The 23,796-nt window shown below is 34.0% G+C and carries 15 protein-coding genes; 6 read left to right on the forward strand and 9 right to left on the reverse strand.

Annotation, left to right across the window (positions count from 1 at the left end):
- The first annotated feature begins 5 nt into the window (after nt 1–5).
- A complete protein-coding gene (gene metF / locus AC2TDS_RS15935) occupies nt 6–962 on the forward strand; it encodes a methylenetetrahydrofolate reductase [NAD(P)H] (RefSeq protein ID WP_484736572.1) in 957 nt (318 codons plus the stop codon).
- Between the two features lie 339 nt (nt 963–1,301).
- On the opposite strand, the gene AC2TDS_RS15940 is transcribed toward metF, so the two are convergent.
- The 9 genes from AC2TDS_RS15940 to AC2TDS_RS15980 all read right to left on the reverse strand — a co-directional run bounded on the left by AC2TDS_RS15940 (nt 1,302) and on the right by AC2TDS_RS15980 (nt 13,401).
- Nucleotides 1,302–1,715: a heavy-metal-associated domain-containing protein gene (locus AC2TDS_RS15940; protein ID WP_484736573.1), complete on the reverse strand. Its 414-nt coding sequence runs from the start codon at nt 1,713–1,715 to the stop codon at nt 1,302–1,304.
- A 10-nt stretch (nt 1,716–1,725) separates the two neighbouring features.
- A complete protein-coding gene (locus tag AC2TDS_RS15945) occupies nt 1,726–3,423 on the reverse strand; it encodes an efflux RND transporter periplasmic adaptor subunit (protein ID WP_484736574.1) in 1,698 nt (565 codons plus the stop codon).
- A 3-nt stretch (nt 3,424–3,426) separates the two neighbouring features.
- Nucleotides 3,427–5,916, reverse strand: a complete 2,490-nt coding sequence (locus tag AC2TDS_RS15950) for a heavy metal translocating P-type ATPase (RefSeq protein ID WP_484736575.1) — start codon at nt 5,914–5,916, stop codon at nt 3,427–3,429.
- 1 nt (nt 5,917) lies between these two features.
- Complete coding sequence (locus tag AC2TDS_RS15955) at nt 5,918–7,144, reverse strand: TolC family protein (protein WP_484738967.1); 1,227 nt, start codon at nt 7,142–7,144, stop codon at nt 5,918–5,920.
- Nucleotides 7,145–7,146: 2 nt separating this feature from the next.
- Nucleotides 7,147–10,890, reverse strand: coding sequence for an efflux RND transporter permease subunit (locus AC2TDS_RS15960; protein ID WP_484736576.1), 3,744 nt, complete (start codon nt 10,888–10,890; stop codon nt 7,147–7,149).
- A gap of 115 nt (nt 10,891–11,005) precedes the next feature.
- Nucleotides 11,006–11,422, reverse strand: a complete 417-nt coding sequence (locus tag AC2TDS_RS15965) for an HYC_CC_PP family protein (protein WP_484736577.1) — start codon at nt 11,420–11,422, stop codon at nt 11,006–11,008.
- A 49-nt stretch (nt 11,423–11,471) separates the two neighbouring features.
- Nucleotides 11,472–11,855 (reverse strand): DUF1622 domain-containing protein, encoded by a 384-nt coding sequence (locus AC2TDS_RS15970; protein WP_484736578.1) that lies wholly within the window; start codon nt 11,853–11,855, stop codon nt 11,472–11,474.
- A gap of 116 nt (nt 11,856–11,971) precedes the next feature.
- On the reverse strand, nt 11,972–12,730 hold the full coding sequence (locus AC2TDS_RS15975; RefSeq protein ID WP_484736579.1) for a flavodoxin family protein: 759 nt from the start codon (nt 12,728–12,730) through the stop codon (nt 11,972–11,974).
- 431 nt (nt 12,731–13,161) lie between these two features.
- On the reverse strand, nt 13,162–13,401 hold the full coding sequence (locus AC2TDS_RS15980) for a hypothetical protein (protein WP_484736580.1): 240 nt from the start codon (nt 13,399–13,401) through the stop codon (nt 13,162–13,164).
- 1,351 nt (nt 13,402–14,752) lie between these two features.
- Here AC2TDS_RS15980 and AC2TDS_RS15985 point away from each other — a divergent pair.
- From AC2TDS_RS15985 to AC2TDS_RS16005, 5 genes are all read left to right on the forward strand, one after another.
- The gene (locus tag AC2TDS_RS15985; RefSeq protein ID WP_484736581.1) at nt 14,753–15,445 is read left to right on the forward strand and encodes a hypothetical protein; all 693 of its coding nucleotides are present in this window, start codon (nt 14,753–14,755) and stop codon (nt 15,443–15,445) included.
- 666 nt (nt 15,446–16,111) lie between these two features.
- Nucleotides 16,112–16,792: a hypothetical protein gene (locus AC2TDS_RS15990; RefSeq protein WP_484736582.1), complete on the forward strand. Its 681-nt coding sequence runs from the start codon at nt 16,112–16,114 to the stop codon at nt 16,790–16,792.
- Between the two features lie 411 nt (nt 16,793–17,203).
- Nucleotides 17,204–18,526, forward strand: coding sequence for a hypothetical protein (locus AC2TDS_RS15995; protein ID WP_484736583.1), 1,323 nt, complete (start codon nt 17,204–17,206; stop codon nt 18,524–18,526).
- A 263-nt stretch (nt 18,527–18,789) separates the two neighbouring features.
- A complete protein-coding gene (locus AC2TDS_RS16000) occupies nt 18,790–20,367 on the forward strand; it encodes a contractile injection system sheath protein (protein WP_484736584.1) in 1,578 nt (525 codons plus the stop codon).
- Between the two features lie 595 nt (nt 20,368–20,962).
- A complete protein-coding gene (locus AC2TDS_RS16005) occupies nt 20,963–23,794 on the forward strand; it encodes a carboxypeptidase-like regulatory domain-containing protein (protein ID WP_484736585.1) in 2,832 nt (943 codons plus the stop codon).
- The last annotated feature ends 2 nt before the right edge of the window (nt 23,795–23,796 follow it).

The following is a 23,796-nucleotide window of genomic DNA, read 5'->3' on the forward strand; positions in this document are numbered from 1 at the left end:
GACGAATGAAAGTAACAGAACACATACAAAACGCCAAAGGAAAAACCTTATTTTCGTTTGAGATTATACCGCCTCAAAAAGGGCAGAACATACTAGAATTGTACAATAATATTGATCCATTAATGGAGTTTAATCCGCCATTTATTGATGTAACAACTTCCAGAGAAGAGTATATTTATATCCCTAAAGAAAAGGGTTTGTTAGAAAAAAAGATAACACGTATGCGCCCGGGAACAGTAGGGATTTGTGCTTCGTTAAAGTATAAATATAATATTGATGCAATACCGCATGTTCTATGTGGGGGGTTTACCAAAGAGGAAACCGAATATGTATTGGTAGATTGCCATTATCTGGGCTTGGATAATGTGATGGCCTTACGAGGAGATGCAAGAAAAGATCAACAGTATTTTACAGCGTCTAATGGAGGCAATCATTATGCTTCTGATTTGGTCAAACAAATTAGTGATTTAAATAAAGGCAAATACCTACATGAAATTATAGAAACACCCAACAAGTCAAATTTCTGTATTGGTGTTGCTGGATATCCAGAAAAACATCTTGAATCACCTAGCTTAGAGAGTGATTTAAAACGGTTAAAAGAAAAAGTAGATGCAGGGGCAGATTATGTGGTGACTCAGATGTTTTTTGATAATAGTAAGTATTTTAATTTTGTTAAATGCGCAAGAGAGATAGGAATCAATGTGCCTATTATACCAGGAATAAAACCTTTGGCAGTTAAAAGACACTTGAAAATTTTGCCTCAAATTTTCCGCTTAGATTTACCGCAAGACCTTATTAATGCAGTAGAGAGTTGTAAAAACAATAAGGAGATAAGACAAGTAGGAATTGAATGGGGAATTCAGCAAAGTAAAGAATTAGTGCAGGCAGGGGTTCCAGTTGTTCACTATTATTCAATGGGTAAATCGAGTAATATTAAAGCAATTGCTAGTGAAGTGTTTTAACTCAATAGGTATGTCTTCTACAATTGTTTGGTTAAATAGTTTTCGTTTTGGGATACTTACAAAATAGGAAAAAAGGATAAAAGAGCGTTTTATTACGGTAATTTAAATTTGTAATATCGATCTATAAGTAAAACAGAATCATTGCTTTCCAGTCATGCCTGTGTTTTACTTATAGATGGGCATTTACCATGAATAATTATGGTCGGTAAATTAACTTCAGGATGATGTAAATGGTATAAATTCGAGCTATAAAGAGTACTACCTTAAAATAATAGTTGGTAATATCGTATGCATTATCTCAAATAAATTGAAACTACCATGACAACATGATAGTCAAGATTAATTACCGAATTCCTGAATACCCATTTTCATAGTGTGATCATATTGACAGCATATAGGTAGTTTTTTATACATTTCTTCATTTCCGGAAAATTTATCAGTGTCATACCCTGAAGTGGCAATTGCTTTATGAAGATCTTCCAACGCTGTTTTTGAGCTATCGTAAGAAATATGGATTTGTTTTTTTTCTTGGTTCCAATCTGCTTCTGAAACACCTTCTAGGGTATTTACGGCTCTTTCAATGGTGTTTTTGCACATTCCGCAATTACCTCGAACACCAAAGATTGTATTTGTCATTGCGATTTCTTTTTGTGTAGGGGTATCGTTCGATGTGGTTTCTTGATTTATTGTATGCTTACAACTGATCAACCCAACGATGGTTAGGATACTTATGTAACGTATCAAATTTTTCATGATTTAAAATTTATTGATTAATTATTTCTTGTTTGACCTTTCCACATCTTAACATCTTGTCTCCATAGTATGGGTTTACTATTTGTTTTTCTTTGCTCAGCCAATATGCTCCTTTGTTGTTATCGACCATGGGGCAGAATTGCATATAGGTTTTTTCTAAAATCCCAAATGATTGCACCGCTACTATAAGGTGGTTAGATAGAGTTTTGAACTCTTTTCGTTGTTGTACTATGTTTGACGTGTTGGCAATGGCATTACTGGCTAAATTTAATGTTTTCGAAAGGGGCATCCATTGCTTATGAGCGGCATCTTCATGCAAAAGTTTGATGTTGATTTGCTGTAGCAGATCACTCAATAACTCGGCCTGTTTTTTTGCTTTAGTAGCATTTGTTTCGACCAATGTGTTTTTTAAACTGATATAACCATTATAAGCTTTTTGGAGTTGTTCTTTGAATTTTTCTGGAACGATAAAAACATCACTTTTAGTGGAGTTCATCATGGACTTTTTACCTTGTAGTTGCGCTGATGCATCGATCGTAAATACACCATTCGTTACAATTTCTTCGCCTGCTTTTAACCCTCCCATGATTTGATATTTGTTGCCAAATTGCTTTCCTAAAAGCACCTCTCTCATTTCAAAAACAGATTCATTTGTTTGTGCTTTAACATAAACAATTGAGCGTTTGCCTGTCCATAAGATTGCAGAAGCAGGTATCGTTAATTCTTGCTGTTCGCTTTGTAAATCACTCTTTATTTTTCCACGTACAAACATACCCGGTTTTAATTTTTTATTGCGATTTTCTAAAACTGCGCGCATAGTAACGATTCGGGTTTGTGGATTTAATACTGGATCTATAAATGAAACCTTTGCCTCAAAAATATCAGTGGGGTATGCGTTTGAGCTAATGGTTATAACCTGTCCTTTTTTAAAATAAGGAATTTGATTTTCATAGATATCGAAATGTGCCCAGACAGAACTAAGTTTCGCTATTTTAAATAAGGCTTGGCCTTGGGTTACATAATCTCCTTGGGTCACTAATTTCTCAGATACAGTTCCTGAAGTTGTTGCATATATCGGAAAATATTCGTTTACCGTTTTTGAAGTTTCAATTTGGGTGATTTGAAGCTCAGAAATCTTCCATAATTTGAGTTTGTTCTGAACAGCTTTGTACAACATTGGCTGTGTCTCTTTTAAAGGAAAAGTCGTGATAAGCTCTTGTTGAGCTTTTATTAATTCTGGCGAATATAGGGTCGCTAGTAATTGTCCTTTTTTAATAGTTTCTCCTGTAAATGTAATATGTAGTCGTTCTATTCTACCTGTAAAATAGCTTGTCTGGACACTTTTTGTTTCTTCATTTTCTGCAATTTTTCCTGAAACAGTAATGGTATTATCTAGGTTGTTTGAAGTACCTACAGCGGTCGTTTGAATATTCGCTAATGCGATGGCATTTTTTGTTAGTTTAAATTGATCAGCTGAAAGACCATCTATCGTCATTTTAGCTGGAATCAAATCCATACCACATATAGGGCAGTCACCAAATTCAGTTTGCTGTATTTGTGGATGCATAGAACATGTCCATGATTGTTTTTGCAACGATGTTTCGGTTTTATGTGTATGGTTGTCTTTGGCAGAACTATCACCAAACAAGAACCATCCTAAAAGTAGCCCAGTAGCTAATAATAGCACATAAAGGATATATTTTTTCATTTTTTATAATTTTATATTTCTTAATCGTAATGAATTTGTTATTACAGAAACAGAGCTAAAACTCATGGCTAAAGCTGCGATCATAGGAGACAATAGCATACCGAATATTGGGTATAGAATACCGGCGGCTATAGGGATACCCAACACATTATAAATAAAAGCAAAAAGTAAGTTTTGTTTGATGTTTTTTACGACACGATTACTTAGTTTTTTAGCCTTTAGAATTCCTTGTAAATCTCCTTTGACTAAAGTTATTGAAGCACTTTCTATTGCCACGTCTGTGCCGGTTCCCATAGCAATACCTATATCTGCTTGCGCTAAGCTTGGAGCATCGTTAATGCCATCACCTGCCATGGCTACTACCTTGTTTTTTTGTTGTAGTATGGTCACTTCGCTGAGCTTGTCTTCAGGCAAGCATTCGGCTTTAAATCGTGGTAGATTTAATTGTTCGGCAACAGCTTTCGCAGTAGCCTTAGTATCACCTGTTAACATGATTACCTCTATGCCACTTCGTTGCAAGTCTGCAATTGCTTTATAACTTGTAGTTTTTATGGCATCGAAAATAGTCACAAACCCTGCAGTTTTATCATCTACTGCAATATAAGAAACCGTTCTTCCTTTTTCTTGTATGGCATGCACTGTTTCTTGTAATTTCGGAGAAACAGAAATACCCAGTTGCGCTAATAGTTTGGTATTACCTACAGCTATTTTTTTACCATCAATACACCCTGTAACTCCTTTGCCAGTAATTGATACAAAATCATCAACTTTTGATATGGATGCGTTTTGGAGTTTTCCATAACGAACTATAGCTTCAGCTAGCGGGTGTTCGCTCTGTAAACTAAGAGAAGTAGTATAGTGTAATAGGATCATTTTATCAAGATCACTGATTGTTACCATTTCTTCAACAGATGGTTTTCCTTCTGTTATAGTGCCCGTTTTATCTATAATAAGGGTATCAACCGTATTCATTTGTTCTAAAGCTTTGGCATTTTTAATAAGGATACCTGATTGTGCGCCTCGACCTACACCCACCATAACTGACATAGGGGTAGCTAAACCTAAAGCACAAGGGCATGCGATAATTAATACCGAAATGGCATTGACAAAAGCATATACAAAAGTGGGTTCGGGTCCAAAAATTGCCCAAATGGCGAATGTTATTCCGGAAACAAGCAAGACTATTGGAACAAAATATTTGGCTATTTTATCGGCTAACTTTTGAATGGGTGCTTTAGAACGACTCGCATTGTTTACCATTTGAATAATTTGAGACAACAAAGTTTCTGAACCTACTTTCTCAGCTTTCATGATAAAAGAAGTAGTTCCGTTAATGGTTCCAGCGCTCACTTTGCTATTAACTTCTTTATCGACAGGAATAGACTCTCCTGTAATCATAGATTCGTCTATGCTACTATGACCTTGAACAATACTTCCGTCAACGGGTATTTTTTCGCCTGGTTTTACTCTTAGTAAATCTCCTTTTTTAATCTTATCAATGGAGATAACACTGTCTTCACCATTGTTGAATAATGTTGCAGTTGCCGGTGCTAATTTTAATAATTCTTTAATAGCCCCATTCGTTTTGCTATGGGCTTTTGCTTCTAATAACTGGCCCAATAAAACGAGTGTTAGAATAACTGTTGCAGCCTCAAAATATAGGAATACAGTTCCTTCAGCTGTTTTAAAATCGCTAGGAAAAACAGTAGGGTAAAGCAAGGCGAATACACTAAAAACCCAAGCGATACCCGCTCCAATACCGATTAAAGTAAACATGTTTAACTGGGCGGTTTTAATGGAGGTCCAAGCACGTTTAAAATAGATCCACGTTGCATAAAACACAACCGGAATAGAGAGCACAAATTGAATCCAATTCCATGTTGTTTGATCTGCCACTTGGAATAAGGGGTTTTTAGGAATCATCTCAGACATGGCTATTAAAAAAATGGGGATGGTAAAAACTACTGCAACCCAGAATTTTTTTAATAGCTTTTTATAGGTCTTATCTTCTTCTAAAAGCGTTGTTTGTATAGGGATTAAATCCATTCCGCAGATAGAACAAGAACCAGGTTCGTCTGTTATGATCTCAGGATGCATCGGACAGGTAAATTGTGTATCCGTGGCGAATAGGTTTTGTTCTTCTACCAAATCCATTCCACAAACTGGGCAGTCTCTTGCCTGAGGATACGTTGTGTTGCCTTCACAGTGCATTGGGCAATAAAATATACCAGTACCTTTCTCTTTTGGTGTTTTTTCTTGGGAAGTGATGGGAGGATGTTCTCCTAGTTTATGAATAGTATATGAGTTCCCATTGTTTTGTAAAATCTCTTGAAATTCTTTAATTTGGATGGGAGTTTTCATTTCTATAGTTGCTTCTGCCTTTTCTAAATTGACTGCCACTTTAGAAACGCCTGCTACTTTTGATAACAGTTGCGTTACATGATTTCGACATCCGTTGCAACTCATCCCATGTATGGTATATACGTGTTTCATCTTATTTAATTAAATAATTAATAGTGGTACTTTCTGTATAATAATTGACCACTGATGTAATCATATTCAATTCAAATTTTAGTTGTAGTTCATGAATCGCTAAGACATCATTAAAATCTACAGTTCCTGTTTCATAAGTTTTTAGCATTATCTGTGTTGCACTTGCTATATGTTGCATATTTTTCAGTTGTGTTTGGTGCATTATAATAGAAGTATTTCGATTGGCAATGGTTTTTTTCAATAGTGTTTCGAGTAGATTTAATCGTTGTTGTTTTTGAGATAAAATTTCTTTTTGTTTTAGTGCATGCTGTTTACTTAGTGATGTGTGTTTTGTATTGAAAAGAGGGATAGACAATGATATCATGGGCATTACAATATCTTTTCCATTATCGTTAAAATTCATGTCTGGTCTTTCGCCAACATTAATATAATCAATACCCAAGCCTAAGGAAGGTTTTTCTTCTTTTCGATTTACGCGTTCTAATTGTACTACCGAGTGGTATAGTTTATCATATTTTATCAACTCTGGATGGATCTCCAAACGACCTGTTTTTACAGTAACTACTTCTTTTGGAATTACTAATTGATCTTCTAAGGAAATAGGGGTATTAGCATCTCTATTTAATAATTTATTCAAGGTGGTTTGCTCCGCTAAAAGTTGTTCTTCAAATCCTCTTTTTTGTTGTGTGATTTCATTTTGTCTAATTTGTATTTTAAGCACATCTACAGACGATGCTTTGCCAACTTCTAGAGAGGTCAAGGCTAATTTTTCATACACTTTTAATAATTGAATATTTTTGTTCAGAACTTGTTGTTTATGAGTGATTTCATACAGTCTATAATACGACTGTGATACAGAGCGTATCAATTCACGTTTAGCGATAATGATATCCTGATAATTAATAGTTGCTAATGATGTGATGTAATTTTCTTTTGCTGTGATTGTACCAAACCAAGGAATCATTTGCTTAACGGATATTTTAAAACGTTGTGCTCCTGTTCTAGTTTCAGGTTCACTCGTAAAAACACCAAAAGCGAATGCTGTGTTTGGTAACGTATTTACTTCGTTTTTTCGCTCTGAAATTCGCGTGTACCTCGTGTTATATTCTTGTATTTTAGGGTTGTTTTGTAAGCCCTCTTCTATAAGCACTTGTAATTTCTGTGCTTTTGTAGGTTGCATAAAAAACAAAAAACCACATATCAATATAACCGTATAATTTATGTTCATGCTCATTGGGTTTCAATTTTTAATTCTCTATGTTGCTTTTTATGTAATCGAAATTCTTCTCGCCAGCTATACAACACAGGTACAATAAAGTAGGATGTAATGTCTATAATCATGCCTCCAAAACAGGGTATGGCCATAGGAATCATGATATCACTTCCTCTACCTGTTGAGGTTAATATCGGAAGTAGTGCTAAAATAGTAGTAGCGGTGGTCATTAAACAGGCTCGAATACGTTTCTTACCTGCATGCAGAGCTGATTGTCTAATCGCTTGTATCGTTTGTGGTTGTTGTTTATCAAAAGATTGTTTCAAGTAGGTTGCCATTACAACACCATCGTCTGTAGCAATTCCAAACAGGGCAATAAAACCTACCCAAACGGCGACACTTAAATTTATGGGATGCATTTGAAATAGCTCTCTGAAATTTTTACCAAAAACACTAAAATTTAAAAACCACTCTTGGCCGTATAACCAAATCATAATAAAACCACCAGCAAAGGCTACAGCAATACCAGTAAATACCATGAAAGAGGTCATAACCGAACGAAATTGAAGATACAATATTAGAAATATAAGTAACAAAGCTAAGGGTACGATTACAGTAAGGGTTTTTTCTGCTCTTAATTGATTTTCATAGGTACCAGTAAATTGGTAAGATACTCCCTTCGGAACTACTAATTCTCCTGTATTAATTTTATGTTGAATTGCTTTTTGAGCGGTTTCAACGACAGTTACTTCAGCAAAATCAACAAGCTTATCAAATAGTACATACCCTATTAAAAAGGTATCTTCACTTTTGATGACTTGTGGTCCACGTTCGTAACGAATGGAAGCCAATTCACTTAAGGGAATTGGATTTCCATGGGAAACAGGAATATAGATGTTTTCCAAATCGCTGGGGCTTGAGCGCAACGATCTTGGATACCGTACTCGAATACCATAACGTTCTCTTCCTTCAACTGTTTGCGTAAGTTGTATTCCTCCAACAGCAACCTTTAATACATTTTGTACTTCCTGAATAGATACACCATATCGAGCAATTTTGACTCTATCAATGTCAATTAATAAATAAGGTTTACCTACAATTCTATCTGCAAAAACAGTTTCCTTTTTTACTCCTTCAACTTCTTTTAACACATGTTCTAATTCTATTCCAAAAGCTTCGATATCTTTTAAGTTCTGACCTTTTACTTTGATACCCATAGGTGATCGCATGCCTGTTTGTAGCATGACCAATCTAGTTTCAATAGGTTGTAATTTTGGGGCTGAAGTAACACCAGGTAATTGGGTAACCCTTACAATTTCATTCCATATATCATCAGGAGATGTAATACTAGGGCGCCAGTTTCTGTAAAATTCACCTCGAGTATCTTCTATTAATTGATCAGGTGATAGTTGAGAGAATGCCAGAGATGATGATTCAGTTCCTTTGTTATTGGGGTTAGCTACTGTTTTTCCGTTTTTGAGAACGAACAAACCTTGGTCATTTACACGATATGTTTGGCGTTTTCCCTCAGCGTTTAAAGCATATTCTGTTTTGTATAAAATTATGTTTTCATACATAGACATAGGAGCTGGATCAAGAGCTGAATCCGTTCGTCCTGCTTTTCCTACTACTGTTTTTATTTCCGGGATATTGGCTACTGCCATGTCTAATTGTTGTAGTACCCGTTTGTTTTCTTCAACACCCGAATGCGGCATAGAGGTTGGCATTAGTAAAAAGGCACCCTCATTTAATGAAGGCATAAATTCCTTACCTATATTTTTAAAAATGAGTGTTCCACAAACTAAAATGGTAAGAGGAATGCTTAAAAAAAGTAATTTATTGTGTAATGCCCAATGTAAAATAGGCGTGTAATACTTTTGAAATAAACTAAAAATGCCTAAGATTCCAAAACAAATAGCTCCTACAAATAGTAGGTTTACAAAAATACTGCTATCAACTCCTAAAGGACGCCAGTGTTCAGTTAGCAAACCTACAATGACGAGGGCAACTATAATGATATTGACTAGCTTTCCTTTTTTCAAAGTTACTATATTCAATTGTACGAGCAAGCCAACAGTACCAAAACTGATAAGTATAACAGACAACCAATTGGCATAAAACAGTCCGAAAAGCCCCATCAAAACAAGTGCTCCATGGATTGTATATTTTACGTGTTCTGTCATAGATTTTCTTTTGAAAATATAGGCAGCGAATGGAGGGATGATAAATAGTGCTATGATGATAGAAGCAATGAGAGCAAAGGTTTTGGTAAAGGCTAATGGACGAAATAATTTCCCTTCAGCACCGATCATGGTGAATACTGGAATAAAACTTATAATGGTGGTCATTACCGCTGTTAGAATGGCTCCTGATACTTCTGAAGTTGCCTTGTACACTAAATCATTAATAGCTAATGTACCTTTGTTACGTTCTAAATGACGAATGATGTTTTCTGACAAAATCACACCTACATCTACCATGGTGCCTATGGCAATCGCAATACCAGACAGGGCCACTATATTCGCATCGACTCCGAAAGTTTTCATGGCGATAAACACCATGAGAACCGCGGCAGGTAATAAGCCTGCTATTAATGCCGAAGCTCTTAAGTTAAATACCATGACTACAATAACTAAAATAGTAATTAGAATTTCTAAGGATAGCGCTTTATTAAGTGTTCCTAAGGTTTCATTAATTAATTCGGTACGATCATAAAATGGAATAAGTGTTAGTTGAGAAACGCGTCCATCTTTTAGGGTTTTACTTGGAAGTCCAGAGGCTATTTCACTAATTTTTTGTTTCACATTGGTAATAACTTCTAAAGGGTTTGCTCCGTAACGAGCAACAACAACTCCACCAACCACTTCGGCACCTTCTTTGTCTAAAATTCCTCTACGAGCCATGGCTCCGATGGTAACTTTTGCAATATCTTTAATTTTTATGGAGCTATATTTTTCTGAAGTAACTACCGAGTTTTCAATATCAGCTATAGATTTTATATAGCCCAAGCCACGAACTAAGTATTCTGCTTGATTAATTTCTATGGTTTGAGCTCCGATGTCTTGATTGCTTTGTTTTACAGCAGTCACAACTTGTTGTAGGCTTATGTTGTATTGTCGAAGTAATTCTGGATTCACGTCTATTTGATACTCTTGAACATAGCCGCCAATTGACGCGACTTCTGATACACCACTTGCTGACGATAATGCGTACTTAACATAATAATCTTGTATACTACGCAGTTCATGTAGGTCCCAACCTCCTGTGACATTTCCTTGTTCGTCTCTTCCTTCTAATGTGTACCAAAATATTTGTCCCAAGCCGGTAGCGTCTGGACCAAGTGTTGGGTTTACGCCATCGGGTAGTAAATTTCTTGGAAGTGAGTTCAATTTTTCTAGAATGCGAGAACGACTCCAATAGAACTCGATATTTTCTTCAAAAATGATGTATATACTCGAGAAACCGAACATTGAACTACTGCGTATGGTTTTTACACCGGGAATTCCGAGTAGGGCAGAGGTAAGAGGATAGGTTATTTGATCTTCAATGTCTTGCGGAGATTTCCCATTCCATTGGGTAAAAACAATCTGTTGATTTTCTCCAATATCAGGAATGGCATCTACAGGAACAGGGTTACTAGGGAGAAATCCGTTATCCCAGTTAAAAGGAGCGGTTATGATACCCCATCCTATAAAAAGTGAGATCGTCAAAACAGCTATAAACTTATTCTCTATTAAAAACTGAATGCTTTTATTGAGCATATTCATATGATTTTAAATAATTAAACGTGGTGTATGGTACTTTTTAAAGTACATATACAGAATACATATGTCCAATACTTTGGGTAAAGGATATATTACTGTTTAGTATCTAAAATCAAATTAAAAATACTTCGTCTAATACTTGGATGTTTTTGACGATTAGAGGAGGTGAGTAGTGCTCAAAAGGAATTACGGTATCGTATAATTCTTCTAATAAATTATGATACGTGTAAACAAATGAAGCAAAAAATAGAAGCTGATTACTTGGTAATTGATCTAAAGCTGTGATGAGCTCATCTTGCCCTTCAACAACAATTTGTATATCGGTACAGCAATTCTTCTTGGTAAAAGAGCACTCTTGTAAAGTGTTTGATTGAGCTTTTTCCATTCCACAAGTCTCTGCCTTTTTAAAAAGTGCGGTGTCTATCAGTGTGTTTCCACAAAAATGCATGTCAATAGGAATTGACATCGTAGATAATAGCACTACGAAAGCCATCATAAATGCCGCTATTTTGTGAAATAGGTCTCTCATATACAATTACAAAGGTACAAAAAACATTTATTCTTGCTACTAGGAGCTGTTAATTGCTTCTAATGTTTTTGTCTTTTCCGGTGTTGGAATTTGATTTTTTTGAATGGATATCTTCAATTTCCTTTCCTAGAAAATAGCTTATACCGGTTCGTAGCACGATTACTACGGATAACTCAAAGAGTTGTTTCGTGCTGATGTTCATTATGGTGTTAATGATATCAGAAGCGATTAAAAAATCTAATGCTAAAAGAACATACAATCCTAGTTGGCATCGGATTTCTTGTATTCGCCTTATGGAGGTTTTGAAGGGTTTATGGATAAATTCACTAAAAAAATAGGTAATCAGTAGTTTTGTAAATCCATAAACTAATATGATAATACCTATGATGTCTATACCATCTGCAATAACTGTAAATATATTTTTGATTACCATGGGTGTATTTGGAGATTGATTGTTTAAACAGGAGATAAGGTTTTTAAAAGGTTTTACCTCCTGTTTTGTATTCCTCTTTCACAAAAATTAAACATATTTTTTGTGATTTTAGTAAGTTATCTTTTGTGCTCAGGACTATCAAATCCTGCTTTACATCCAGCTTGCCATTCGTCAGGTAAATTACCATAAGCAGGCACTCCTCCGTTATCTTTAAGCATTCTGGCTAGATGCAAACAATTCCAAACCAAAAAAGTGGTGTTACGGTTGGTAAAATCATTTTCGGGGCCACCAGAGTTTTCATCCATATAAGATGGACCCGGACCGGCTTCTCCCATCCAACCTGCATCGGCTTGTGGAGGAACGGTATAGCCTATGTGAGATAAAGAAAAGAGGATGTTCATGGCGCAGTGCTTTACACCATCTTCGTTACCCGTAATTAAAGTGGCACCCACTTTACCGTAATCGCGGTATTGACCTTTTTGATTGAATTGATGGGTATAGCCATACATTCTTTCGAGAGTACGGTTGCAAACAGATGATTTTTCACCCAACCAAACTGAGGTGCAAAGAATAAGAATATCACAAGCGTCTACCTCTTTTTGAATGATAGGCCAATCATCTTTTTCCCATTCAGGTGTTTTAGACATGTCTAATCCTAGACCTGCAGGGATGTCATAATCTACGGGTCTGATGATTTTTGTAGAAGCTCCATTGGCTTCAAATATTTTTTGAGCAACTTTTATCAATCCTTCGGTATGCGAAAGAACCGGTGTTCTGTTTAGTGTACAATTGAGGAACAACACCTTTAAATCGTTGTACTTCGCGGGTGGGTGTTCACAATGTGTTTTTGTAATTTTAGCTAACTGTTCGCTCATGTTATAAAATATGATTTTATGCCTACTCTAAATCGGTTTTCGGCTTCCCCCGTTGATTTAATTGATTTAGAACCAATATTTTCTTAAAGTACTGGTGGGGAGGGATATGTGCGAGAGTTTTGTTCTGACTTAGCTAATATAAAAAAAAAATTTTAATAGGGATATACCAACTTTTGCATAGATACGACCATGCCTTTACCAGTTGCCATTTTCTTTTACAGTAAATTCAAATGGTAAATGGTATAAGAGATGTTTTGATTAATCAATGCTATGGTAATTGCTTTAGTAGCATGTTTGTAGCTTTATACGATTCTGATTGTTAATTTACGGTCCGTAATTGTTATGGTCAATACCGATCTATAGGTAACACACAAGCATGACAGCAAGGAAATGGTTGTGTAACTTTACCTAAGAATCGGTATTAATGATGTTTATCGCAGCTTTTGTAAAAAAGTTTCCTTTTCGTCGATAATATTTACTTCCTGTAAAACGTCATTTATGGCATCCATAAACCCGATGTCATCTATGGTTTCTTCGTTGATAAGAAATCTTCTTAATGCCACATAAAAACGCAGTTCACCATAGGCATATTCACTAAATTCATCATTGTTGTTTGCCAGTGCTTTAGAGTACTTGTTAATTTTTTGCTCTACAAATGTTAGTATTTCCATTTTTTCTAATTGTTTTAGTATAAAATTCAATAAAAGAGATCGTTTATAAGCAATCTACAGTAGCTAAACTAAACTATATGGCTTATTTGAATCCAATAAGATGGTACAGGTGGAATAATAAAAGACATCTCTTGTTACTTGGGTGTTATAAACGGGTTTTAACTATTTTTAGAATACTTCGGATCCAACTTTGTAAAGTGCTGAATACGAATGCTAATAGTAGCTAAGGCGATAATTGTAAAATTTAGACCATTATTAGTCATGGAAAGCACTAGGTAAATATTTTTAATACGATATATTTCGAACAGTAAATTAACTCAAAATTCTTAAATGCCCTTCACTTTATTAACCCCTTCTAAACGCTCCCTCAATACTATGTTAATGAAATTCAAATTAAAAGAAGGTCTCTTTATCGTCATTGCTTTTTTTGATGGTAACAATGTCACTTTTTTATCTATTTTTTTTCACCTTATTCAAAGGAATATTTAGCTCATAGAAAAACCTATAAAGTAATTATTAAGAAACGCGATTCCAATACTATTAAATTATTTAGTTATTTAAATATGGCATTAAACAACAACACTAATAGAGATTCAGTATTAATTTTATCGAATCAATTAGTAACTGATTACAAAGAACATTATAGGTTATCTAGATATATACTCAGATTATATGCGAAGAAAAAGAAAATTTTGGAAAAACAATATTCCTTTAGAGGAACAAAGAACATTCATTTTTGGTTGTTTCTTTTTGGCTTGGTTAGTGCATTGCTTTTTTTAGTTATAAATCTTTGTATACTGATGTGCTGAAAGGAGGTTCTTTTAAATATCAGTTTATACCTGTAACAGGTGTTATTAGTTCTTTTTACTAATTAATTCACCTCTTGTTTTTAACTCATAATGATATTAGAAAAAACAGCCATGTTTTCGTACTTCTTTTCTGCTCTATTATGTTTGGGATTTCAGGATATTATTCAGTTAAATCTTTTAGCGTTAAAAAATGACATAAATATGTGCTTTATACTAGGGTTTTAAGAGGTTTTTTTATTGTTTTTACGAAAACACCTGCGGTTATACCCTGTTTTCATGCACTTATGTCAAAATACACGGCTTTTAGCGTGTTTTATAGGTGTTTCGTGTATAGTTTTACTAGCTTTCTTTTTTAAAAGCTTTAGTATAAAAATACTACTACGATTTTCTAAAGCCTTGATAATGTGATGCGTATTTAATGAGCTTTTAGGGCGTGCCGGAGGCTTCATCTAGTTGGTGATTACTTTTTAAATCAACGAATTCGAAACTTTTAAATACAAAGGAATTTACTACTACTACTATACAATACTAAAAATAAAATAATGAAAAATATAGTCAACATATGGTACGCTACATTCATTATAGTCCCAGTATTAATGAATATATCAGCCCGTATATTAGATTTACCAATGGCATTCCAAGATTGGAATTATACTATTATGGCATTGCTGTCAATAACCAGTTTCATACTTATGTATGAATTGCGTAAACTAGAAAGAGTAAATGAGCTATTGATTATAATTCCAAAAGAAAGCGATAAAATTAGAATTAAAGATCTTTTAGAAACCTTGGACGTAACGTTGTTCCAAGGGCAAATTGTTGAACGGAATTCTTGGTATGGTTATGAAAAATCAGCCATACATCGAATTATTGATTTTTGTAATAAATCACGTTTAATAGAATATAAAATGGCAGATGAAGAACTGAATAATCATATAGAAGCATTGCGAATTAGTTTAGATATATTAGATGATGAAGCATCCACAGTGCTTCGTTCTATCAATCAGCTTTGGTACGCACCAGATAGATCTGACGAAAACAAAGTAAAAAGAACACAAGAGATATGCACTGAAATAAATAAAAAAAGTGCTGATTCATTTAAAATTCTCATTAAGCTATTGATGTTTTTAGATGAGAGAAATTATATGAAGGGTATGAAACTAAAAAACAAGAGACGTATTCTAAAATTAGGTAAGAACTTAAAGAAAATATTTAAATCTAGCCCACAAGTTTGAGTCCTAAATTTATATCGTATCAGGGATTAAAACTTTTATTTCCTAGGGTATTTAAATTGGTTTTTTCATGGTGCTTAGAGGAGATTTTTTAGTGGATTTGTTGAAGTTAATACCATTTACCATTTACCATTTTCTTTTACAGTAAATTCAAACAACAACTGATATAAATATGCCATAAATGTCAAGTAGGTAGAATCTGTTTAAAAAGTTTATAATAAGTGGTTTAGGTTGTTTAGGTGAAGCTTTTTTTAGAGTTAAATAATCATATTGGTAAGCACGTTACAATGGAGTTTTAAGGGATGTTTCTTTTTGAGTCTCTGTGTGAATTACGTATATACTCTATTTCCGTACGCCTATACCCAAATACACAGCTCTTAGCGTGTTTTATTGGTGTTTCGAATGTAGTTTCAGTAATTTTGATTTTTAAAAGCTTTAGTACAAAAACATAGCTACAATTTATCAAAACGTTGATACTGTATTAGATACCCAATAAACTTTTAGGGTATGCCGTAGACTTCATCTAGTTGGCAATTACTTTTTTTTAATCAACGAATTAGAAACTTTTCACTGGTAAATAGACTCTTTTAAATACATAGGAATTTATTCCTACTACTACTACTACTACTACCACCACTACTATTAATATATAATACTAAAAATATAATAATGAAAAAAGTAACCAACTTATTGTATGCTGGATTAGTTATAACTCCAACATTAATGATTATAACAGCCATTATATTAGACTTACCAATGGTATTCCAAGATTGGAATTATACGATTATTGCAACTTTATTGATATCCGTTTCAATATTATCATATGAATTATGGAAGCTACAAAAAGTGAATGATCTTTTGATTATAATTCCAAAAGAAAGCGATAAAGTTAGAATTAAAGACCTTTTAGATACCTTAGACGTAACGCTTTTTCAAGGGCAAATTGTTGAACGAAATTCTTGGTATGGTTATGAAAAAACCGCTATGCATCGAATTATTGATTTTTGTAATAAATCACGTTTACTAGAGTATAAAATGTCAGATCAAGAGTTAAATACTCATATAGAATCATTGCAAATTAGTTTAGATAGTTTTGATGATCAGGCTTCTACGGTACTCCATTCTATCAATGAACTTTGGTATTCACCAGATAAAACTGAAGAAAAAAGAAAAAGACGAACTCAAGAAACATGTATAGAGATTGATGAGAAAAGCGCTGATTCATTTAAAATTCTTACTAAATTGTTGGAGTTTTTAAAAGAAAGAAATTATATGGAAAAGTCAATAACCCCCAATAAAGTAAATATTATAAAAGTAGATAAGAATGATAAAAGATTCTTTACAGCTTAAATTAGAGAGTTAAACGTTTACTTCACACTAGATGGTTTATGGTATTTTGTATATTACATTAGTATTTACCAGAAACCTCCACGAGGTTTTGGGGTAGTTCATGGAAGTTTTCGTATGATAATGCCAAACTAAAATTACCGTAGTAAAACGCTCTTTTATCCTTTCCTCTTCATAAAAAAGAAATCATAAACTAAGGCTATGCGAAATATTTATTTGTAAATCGTATTAGTTGCTAAAAAATAAATAGTAGACTAATATTTTATTATCGAGCAAACGTTAACGTTACAACAATATCAAAGGTAAGAATCCTATTCATACAACTTTTTATTGCGGTAAATTCAAAATGGTATTACCTAATGAAGTATAGGCATAGGAATCTATAAATAATCGGCCATAACATCGCTACTAACTATGAACAAAATATATTTTGCTTTACTTCTAATTGGAAATTATGCATTCTCTCAAAACGACATAATAACCATTAAAACAGTTGGTTTTAATTCTGAGTTTACGTACAAAATGCTCGATCAAAATCAAGATTTACGAAAAGTCAATATTCTTCTGGAAGAAAAGAACAATGGTACGATAAAGAATAATAGTCTAATTATAGGCACTTCATTGATTTCTATTTTTGATTATCAGCGTTCAAATACCGATTCTAAGTTTGCATATCTTATGAGGCATCCAACATCAAGCAATCAAATCGGAAAAGAGGTTAGTGAAGCGGTTATTCATTCTTTCCAAATATCCATTACGGCAACAGTGAACAGTTGGTTAAGTACCCATGCGGAAATATTGTATAATCCTGAGCAAAGTTTTGGGGTTGGAACCATTACTGCATTAGGTAGAAATCAACTTCAACTAAGAAAAGGTTTTGTGCTGATTGGAGATTTAAACCAGTTTCCAGTGTATGGAGCACTCGGAAAAATGGATGCGCCTTTTGGGCAAATAGGAAGTGTTAGTCCGTATACAAATACAACCATGTGGCATGCATTTGGTGGTTTAGGGTATGGTGCACAAATTGGATTTAAAAAAGGAGGTTTACACGCTAAATTTATGGCTGTGCAAGGCGGAGCACAATTCCGCGCAATGCACACACCGGTGGGAGACGGAACCAATGTTCCTTCAAAGATCAATAATTATGTATTAGATCTAAATTACACCTTCAATATACTAGATAATCTATCATTATTAGTTGGAGCATCGTACTTGAAGGGTAGCGCATATTGTCAAGATTTTCCTGTTACTCATTTTGCTTCATGTCAAGAAAATAATCCGGCCTATACATATTACGGAGCCTTACATATTAATAAACGTTTGATGGTTAAAGGAGGCTTTGCAAAAACAATAGAAGTATGGAAAGGAACCTTTAATCCAACCCCTCCATTAGATGTTTTTGGCGCAGTCAAAGTAAGCTCTTTAGATTTGGGCGCTAAATATGATTTGAATAGAAGTGATAATATAAAATATACTGTTTCTGGAGAGTTTTCAAATTTTAGAGCAGGAGCTGATGGAGCGCCATGGGAACGACAAAACCAACTAGTATTCGGATTTGCAAGTCTAATCAAACAATCGGCAAAGCTGTTTGTAGAAGTATTCCGAACTGAAGGTTATGTTCCTTTAAGCTTTATTAGCGGAAGTAGTGACTTTGAACCATTCCCGCCTGGCGAAACTCATAGCGTAAGAGAAGCTAATAGTATAGGAATTGTCATTGGAGCACAAATATCATTTTAAAATTGAGTATTGAGCTATGGTGAGGTTATTGGACGATTTGTTTACCCGAATGATGTACTAGTAGGTAAATAATTAGGCTATGCATAGAAAGGTGCAGAAATTAAAAGCAACAAAAAATTTAGAGGTCAAATAGAACAAAGAATTTAGTGCCAGAAGGTGTTTCTTTGAGAAGAGAATTTTGATAGCTCCAAGAATTAAGCTTTAATTTATTAAATTGTGGCTAGTAATAAGCAACCGAGTAAAACCTAACTAAAAACTAAGATATGAATTTATCAATTACGCAAACATCAGAAGATAATATTGAAAAAAATAATACTTTTCCAAATTCAGTAGTGCCTGTGGCAACAGCTATACCTGCCTTTATTGGGTATACTCCGCAAGCCTCTTATGAAGGGAAGTCGTATTATAATAAACCTATAAAAATACGTTCGTTTGCAGAATTTGAAGCTATCTTTTGCTTACCAAATCCACCATCACCAGCAGCGCCTACTAAACAATATTCCCCAGAGTATTATTTGATAAAAGAGAAAAGTAAACCAGAAAATGGGGATTATGTACAAATAGATGAAAGTTTTTATACCATTGTACCAGATCCAAATACCATTTATTACCTATACAATAGCATTCGATTATTTTATAACAATGGAGGAGGGGATGCTTACATCGTATCAGTAGGTACATACGGAGCAGCATCAGGAAAACCAATGACGGCACCAGGTCACATTATAAATACCAATGTACAACTGGCAGATTTACAGAAAGGGCTGGCAATGTTAGAAAGTGAAGAAGAACCAACTATGTATATTTGTCCGGAAGCGACATTAATGTCAGAAGCTAACAATAGTACGCTAATGGAGTCTATGCTTCTACAAAGTAAAAAAATGACGACTACGATATGTATCTTGGATATTATTGGAGGGAGAAAACCAAGTCAAAAAACGTATACAAATGATATTGATGTATTTAGGAGTAATGTAGGGGTGCAAGGACTAGAGTTCGCAACGGCCTATTATCCATTTATTACCACTACGATAATGCAAACTATGGACCTTGATTACACGAATCTTTTTGGTGGAGATATCAAACAATTACTGCCATTATTGAGTTCTCCAGAAGCTCCTAATCCGGCTGCCGCTGAGATTATATCAATCATTGAAGAACCACCAGCAAAGCCTTTAACTGTAGCTCAATACAATGCAGCATTAATGAATGCTAGTAAAATATATAGCACGATAATGCAACATGTTTTTAATGATGCAAATACACTTCCTCCAAGTGGCGCCATTGCAGGAGTAATGGTAACTAATGATGCTACAGAGGGGGTTTGGTGTGCTCCTACCAATATTGGAATCATTGGAGCGTCATCACTTCCGATACGATTATCTACTGCTCAGCTGGCCTATTTAGGCGATAATGCCACTTCCGGAAAATCAATTAATGCAATTCGGTTTTTCAACGGACAGGGAATATTGATATGGGGCGCTAATACACTTGACGGAAATAGTGAAGATTGGGAGTATCTCTCTGTAAGAAGAACAGTGAATTTTATAGAACAATCAGTGAAACAAGCCATAAAACCATATCTATTTGAACCCAATGATCGTAATACATGGGAAGGAGTTATGAGTATGGTTGCTAGTTTTTTAAACTCTTTGTGGAAAGAAGGAGGATTGCAAGGAACTACGGCGGAAGATGCTTTTGCAGTAGCATGCGGCTTGGGGTCTACTATGACGGCTGAGGATATCTTGAATGGAATTTTGAGGGTATCCGTAAAAGTAGCCGTTGTACGTCCTGCTGAATTTATAATAATATCGGTAGAACAAGAAATGGCGAAGGCATAAAAAATAAGATGTTAACTATTTTGTGAATGCACTGCTCATAAAAGCTTACTAGTGAAAATCGGAAAGGATTTTTTATTGGGGGATTTATGGGTTAAATTTGGTATTTATAACACCCAATAAATGTTAACATTCTTTGGTGCGCAAGCTTTAACCTGAATTATGCAATAGAAAACTCATTACAAGATGAAACTACTGTAAGATCAATCACTTCGTTGTGTTTTTAAATTTAAACGATGCTATCCTTGAATTGAGAAAGCTCTTTCTTTTATTGCGCTTACCTCTCTCATGACGAAGTTCTATTGCATCCTTCAGGTTGCCTAAAAATAAAAAAAGCTATTGGGATTCTTTTATGTTTTAGACTAATGTGAATGAACTACCACTCACAACCTTTTAGTAGAAGTTCGGAATGGAAATTAAATTGGAGAGGTTGGAATGTTGTGTTTTGACCCCATTATATTTTCTATAATTTACAATCTGGTATACTTTACTCAATAAACAGCCTCGTTAACTAATTCTCGATTTATAGAGTTAAAATGTGTTGATATATTTGACAAATCAGTTGAGAAATTTGAATAGCATTAAAGTAACCATACCTATGAAGAAGGAAATAATAATATTATTGATAAGTCTATCAATATCATCAGTATCACTCGCACAGCAAGGAGTTGTTACAGGAGTTTTATCTGATAATGCCGAGATTCCTTTACCAGGTGTTACTATTGTAGTCAAGGGAACTTCTAATGGAACTGAAACTGATTTTGATGGCAATTATAGTATATCATGCAATGTTGGAGATGTTCTAGTATTTACATTTGTAGGAATGGAAACAAAAGAGGTACTTGTTACTTCTGAAATGTTCGGACAATATTCAGGTAAAAATATTGAGTATATTCCTGTAAAAGTAATACGTTCAGATGCCTATACCAAAGGGATAAAAGGGCTCAAAAAGAAAGTGGATTCCGTTATAAACTTTGGAACAGCAAAAAGAACATATAATAAAAACAACACCTATTTTCAATACAATAGGATTAAAGAAATAGAAGTTCAGGAAAATAGAGTTAAGCTAAGCTATTTTAGTCCAGATATATATGTTGAGGCTGGGTATAATTCAAGTCTGGGGATTCAGTTTTTCAGAGATGAAAATCTACCAGCACTCCAGAACTCCTTCAGTCAAGGGCTTCCAGTTTCTGGTGAACTAACTTTTCAGGGAGCAGAAACAGGAAATATATATTCTTATGGACCCGCACTAAGCTCTCTTGAATTTGATGGTAACAATTATGTTTATGATGTCAATGGACAATTAGTAACTCAAGGGAACGGTAATGGCGTTGCAGCTACTATTTATAACAATACGCTATTTGAAAATGTGATAGTCAATTCTAATTACCTTTATTTTAATATTTCAACCGACTTAGAGTTATTTGGTTTTGATTTTTTTAATCAAAATCACCAAGATATATACCATAGAGAACGAAGTTTTAACAACAAGTTTACCGTAAATTATAAGAAAAATAAACGAGGTAATAAATTAGGATGGAAGGCATTTATGATTTACCAAATAGAAAAAGATAATCAACCTAATATTAATGGTTTTCAAAATAATTTACTCCTCAATCTTTGGGCGACACCTATTTCATTCAGCAATCAACAAGGAACCGTTTTACCAGATAATACTCAAAGGCGTTTCAGCTCACAATTTAATAATCCAGAATGGTTACTACACAATAATAGAAATTCGATTAAAACGAAATCCTTTGTAGCGAGTGCTCAATATGAGATTGATATTACTGATTATATGGAATTAAAAGGTAAGTTCAGTTATAGATATAATGACAATCAACAGAAGTTTGGATTAATAAGCGGTACCGCTGGTTTTGAAGAGGGTTATGTAAGTGATAAAAATAGTAAAGGAAATCATATAAACGGTGTTTTAAACCTTGAATATACTAAACGCAAAAGAGAAAACAAGATAGGAGTAAAGTCAGTAGTGAATTATACACATAGTGATTTAGATTTTTCATTGAAAGAATCTTCTGGGTTTTCTCAGTTTTCATTTGTTAATGCTCTAAATAATTCAGAAAGAAGTCAGTCAAGATTGAGAAGTGTTTTACGATTACGTAATCAATTCAACTACGAATTCGATAATCGTTTAGAATTAAAGCTCACAAATAATTCTTATTATTCATCTATTCAGAATGATAAATGGTTGTTGCCATCTTTATATGCGAAAGTAAATTTGCAGAAACTATTTGATGTTTATGGGGCAATAAACAAGTTTACGGTATCATCAAGTTTTTCTTTAGATGTCAATGATGTACCGCTGTATTATAATAATTTAAATCATAATAGTTTAGTATTGTCGCCTCAAGAAAGTTTACATTATACTGCTAATAATGATTTGTTTATTAACTCTTCTATTGAACTTGAGGAAATAGAGAACTGTGAAATAAATACTTCTTTAGAACTGTATTTACTTGGAGGTACTACCAATTTCAACTGTACATACTACAATTCAACAACTAGAGGAAGTGTTTTTCCTATCATTAATGATGGAGTTTTTGTGTTGAATAATGTTGCGGATATAGGGAATTCAGGTTTTGAATTTAGTATGGACTCAAGAGTCAGAGTAGCTGATGAATTTTATTATAAACCAAGTATATCTTTCTCTACTTATAAGACAGAGGTGTTAAAACTTTTAAATGATGAAGAACAAGTTCCAATTGCTGGATTTTCAACTACCTCTAAGAATTTAATAGCAGGGCAACCAGCTGGTGTAATTGTCGGTTCAGCCTATTTAAAAGATGAACAGAATAATACTGTTATTGGAGAAGATGGTTTTCCTCTAGTTAATGAAACTCCACAAATTATTGGTAATCCTATACCCGATTATACTATTGGTTTAAGTAATAGTTTTGAATGGAATAACCTTGAGTTAAATATTGTAATAGATATTCAAAAGGGCGGCGATATTTGGAACGGAACTCAAAATGTTCTTAACTATTTAGGGGCTTCTCAACAATCTGCTATAGAAAGAGATATTACCAATTTTGTTTTTAACGGTATAAATCAAGAAGGAAACACAAATACTATTCCTGTTGATTTTTACAATCCTAATAATTCTATTTTAGAAAATAGATTTGTCCGTTATGGCTTTGAAGGCGTTGCTGAAGATGCCATAGAAGATGCAAGCTACATCAATATTAAATCTATTGATATTTCATATTCCTTTATAAATGATTATAACAATAAAACTTTTTTTAGAGAATGTAAATTAGGTGTATACGCTAAAAATATATTCACTTGGTCTGAATTTAGAGGAAACTCTCCATATGGAGCATTATACGGGAATAGTTCAGGACAAGAACTTAACTTCTTTAATAGACCGCTTTTAAGCGAAGTAGGGTTGACATTAAATATAAAAATATAAGC

The sequence above is a fragment of the Tenacibaculum profundicola genome, from assembly GCF_057220795.1.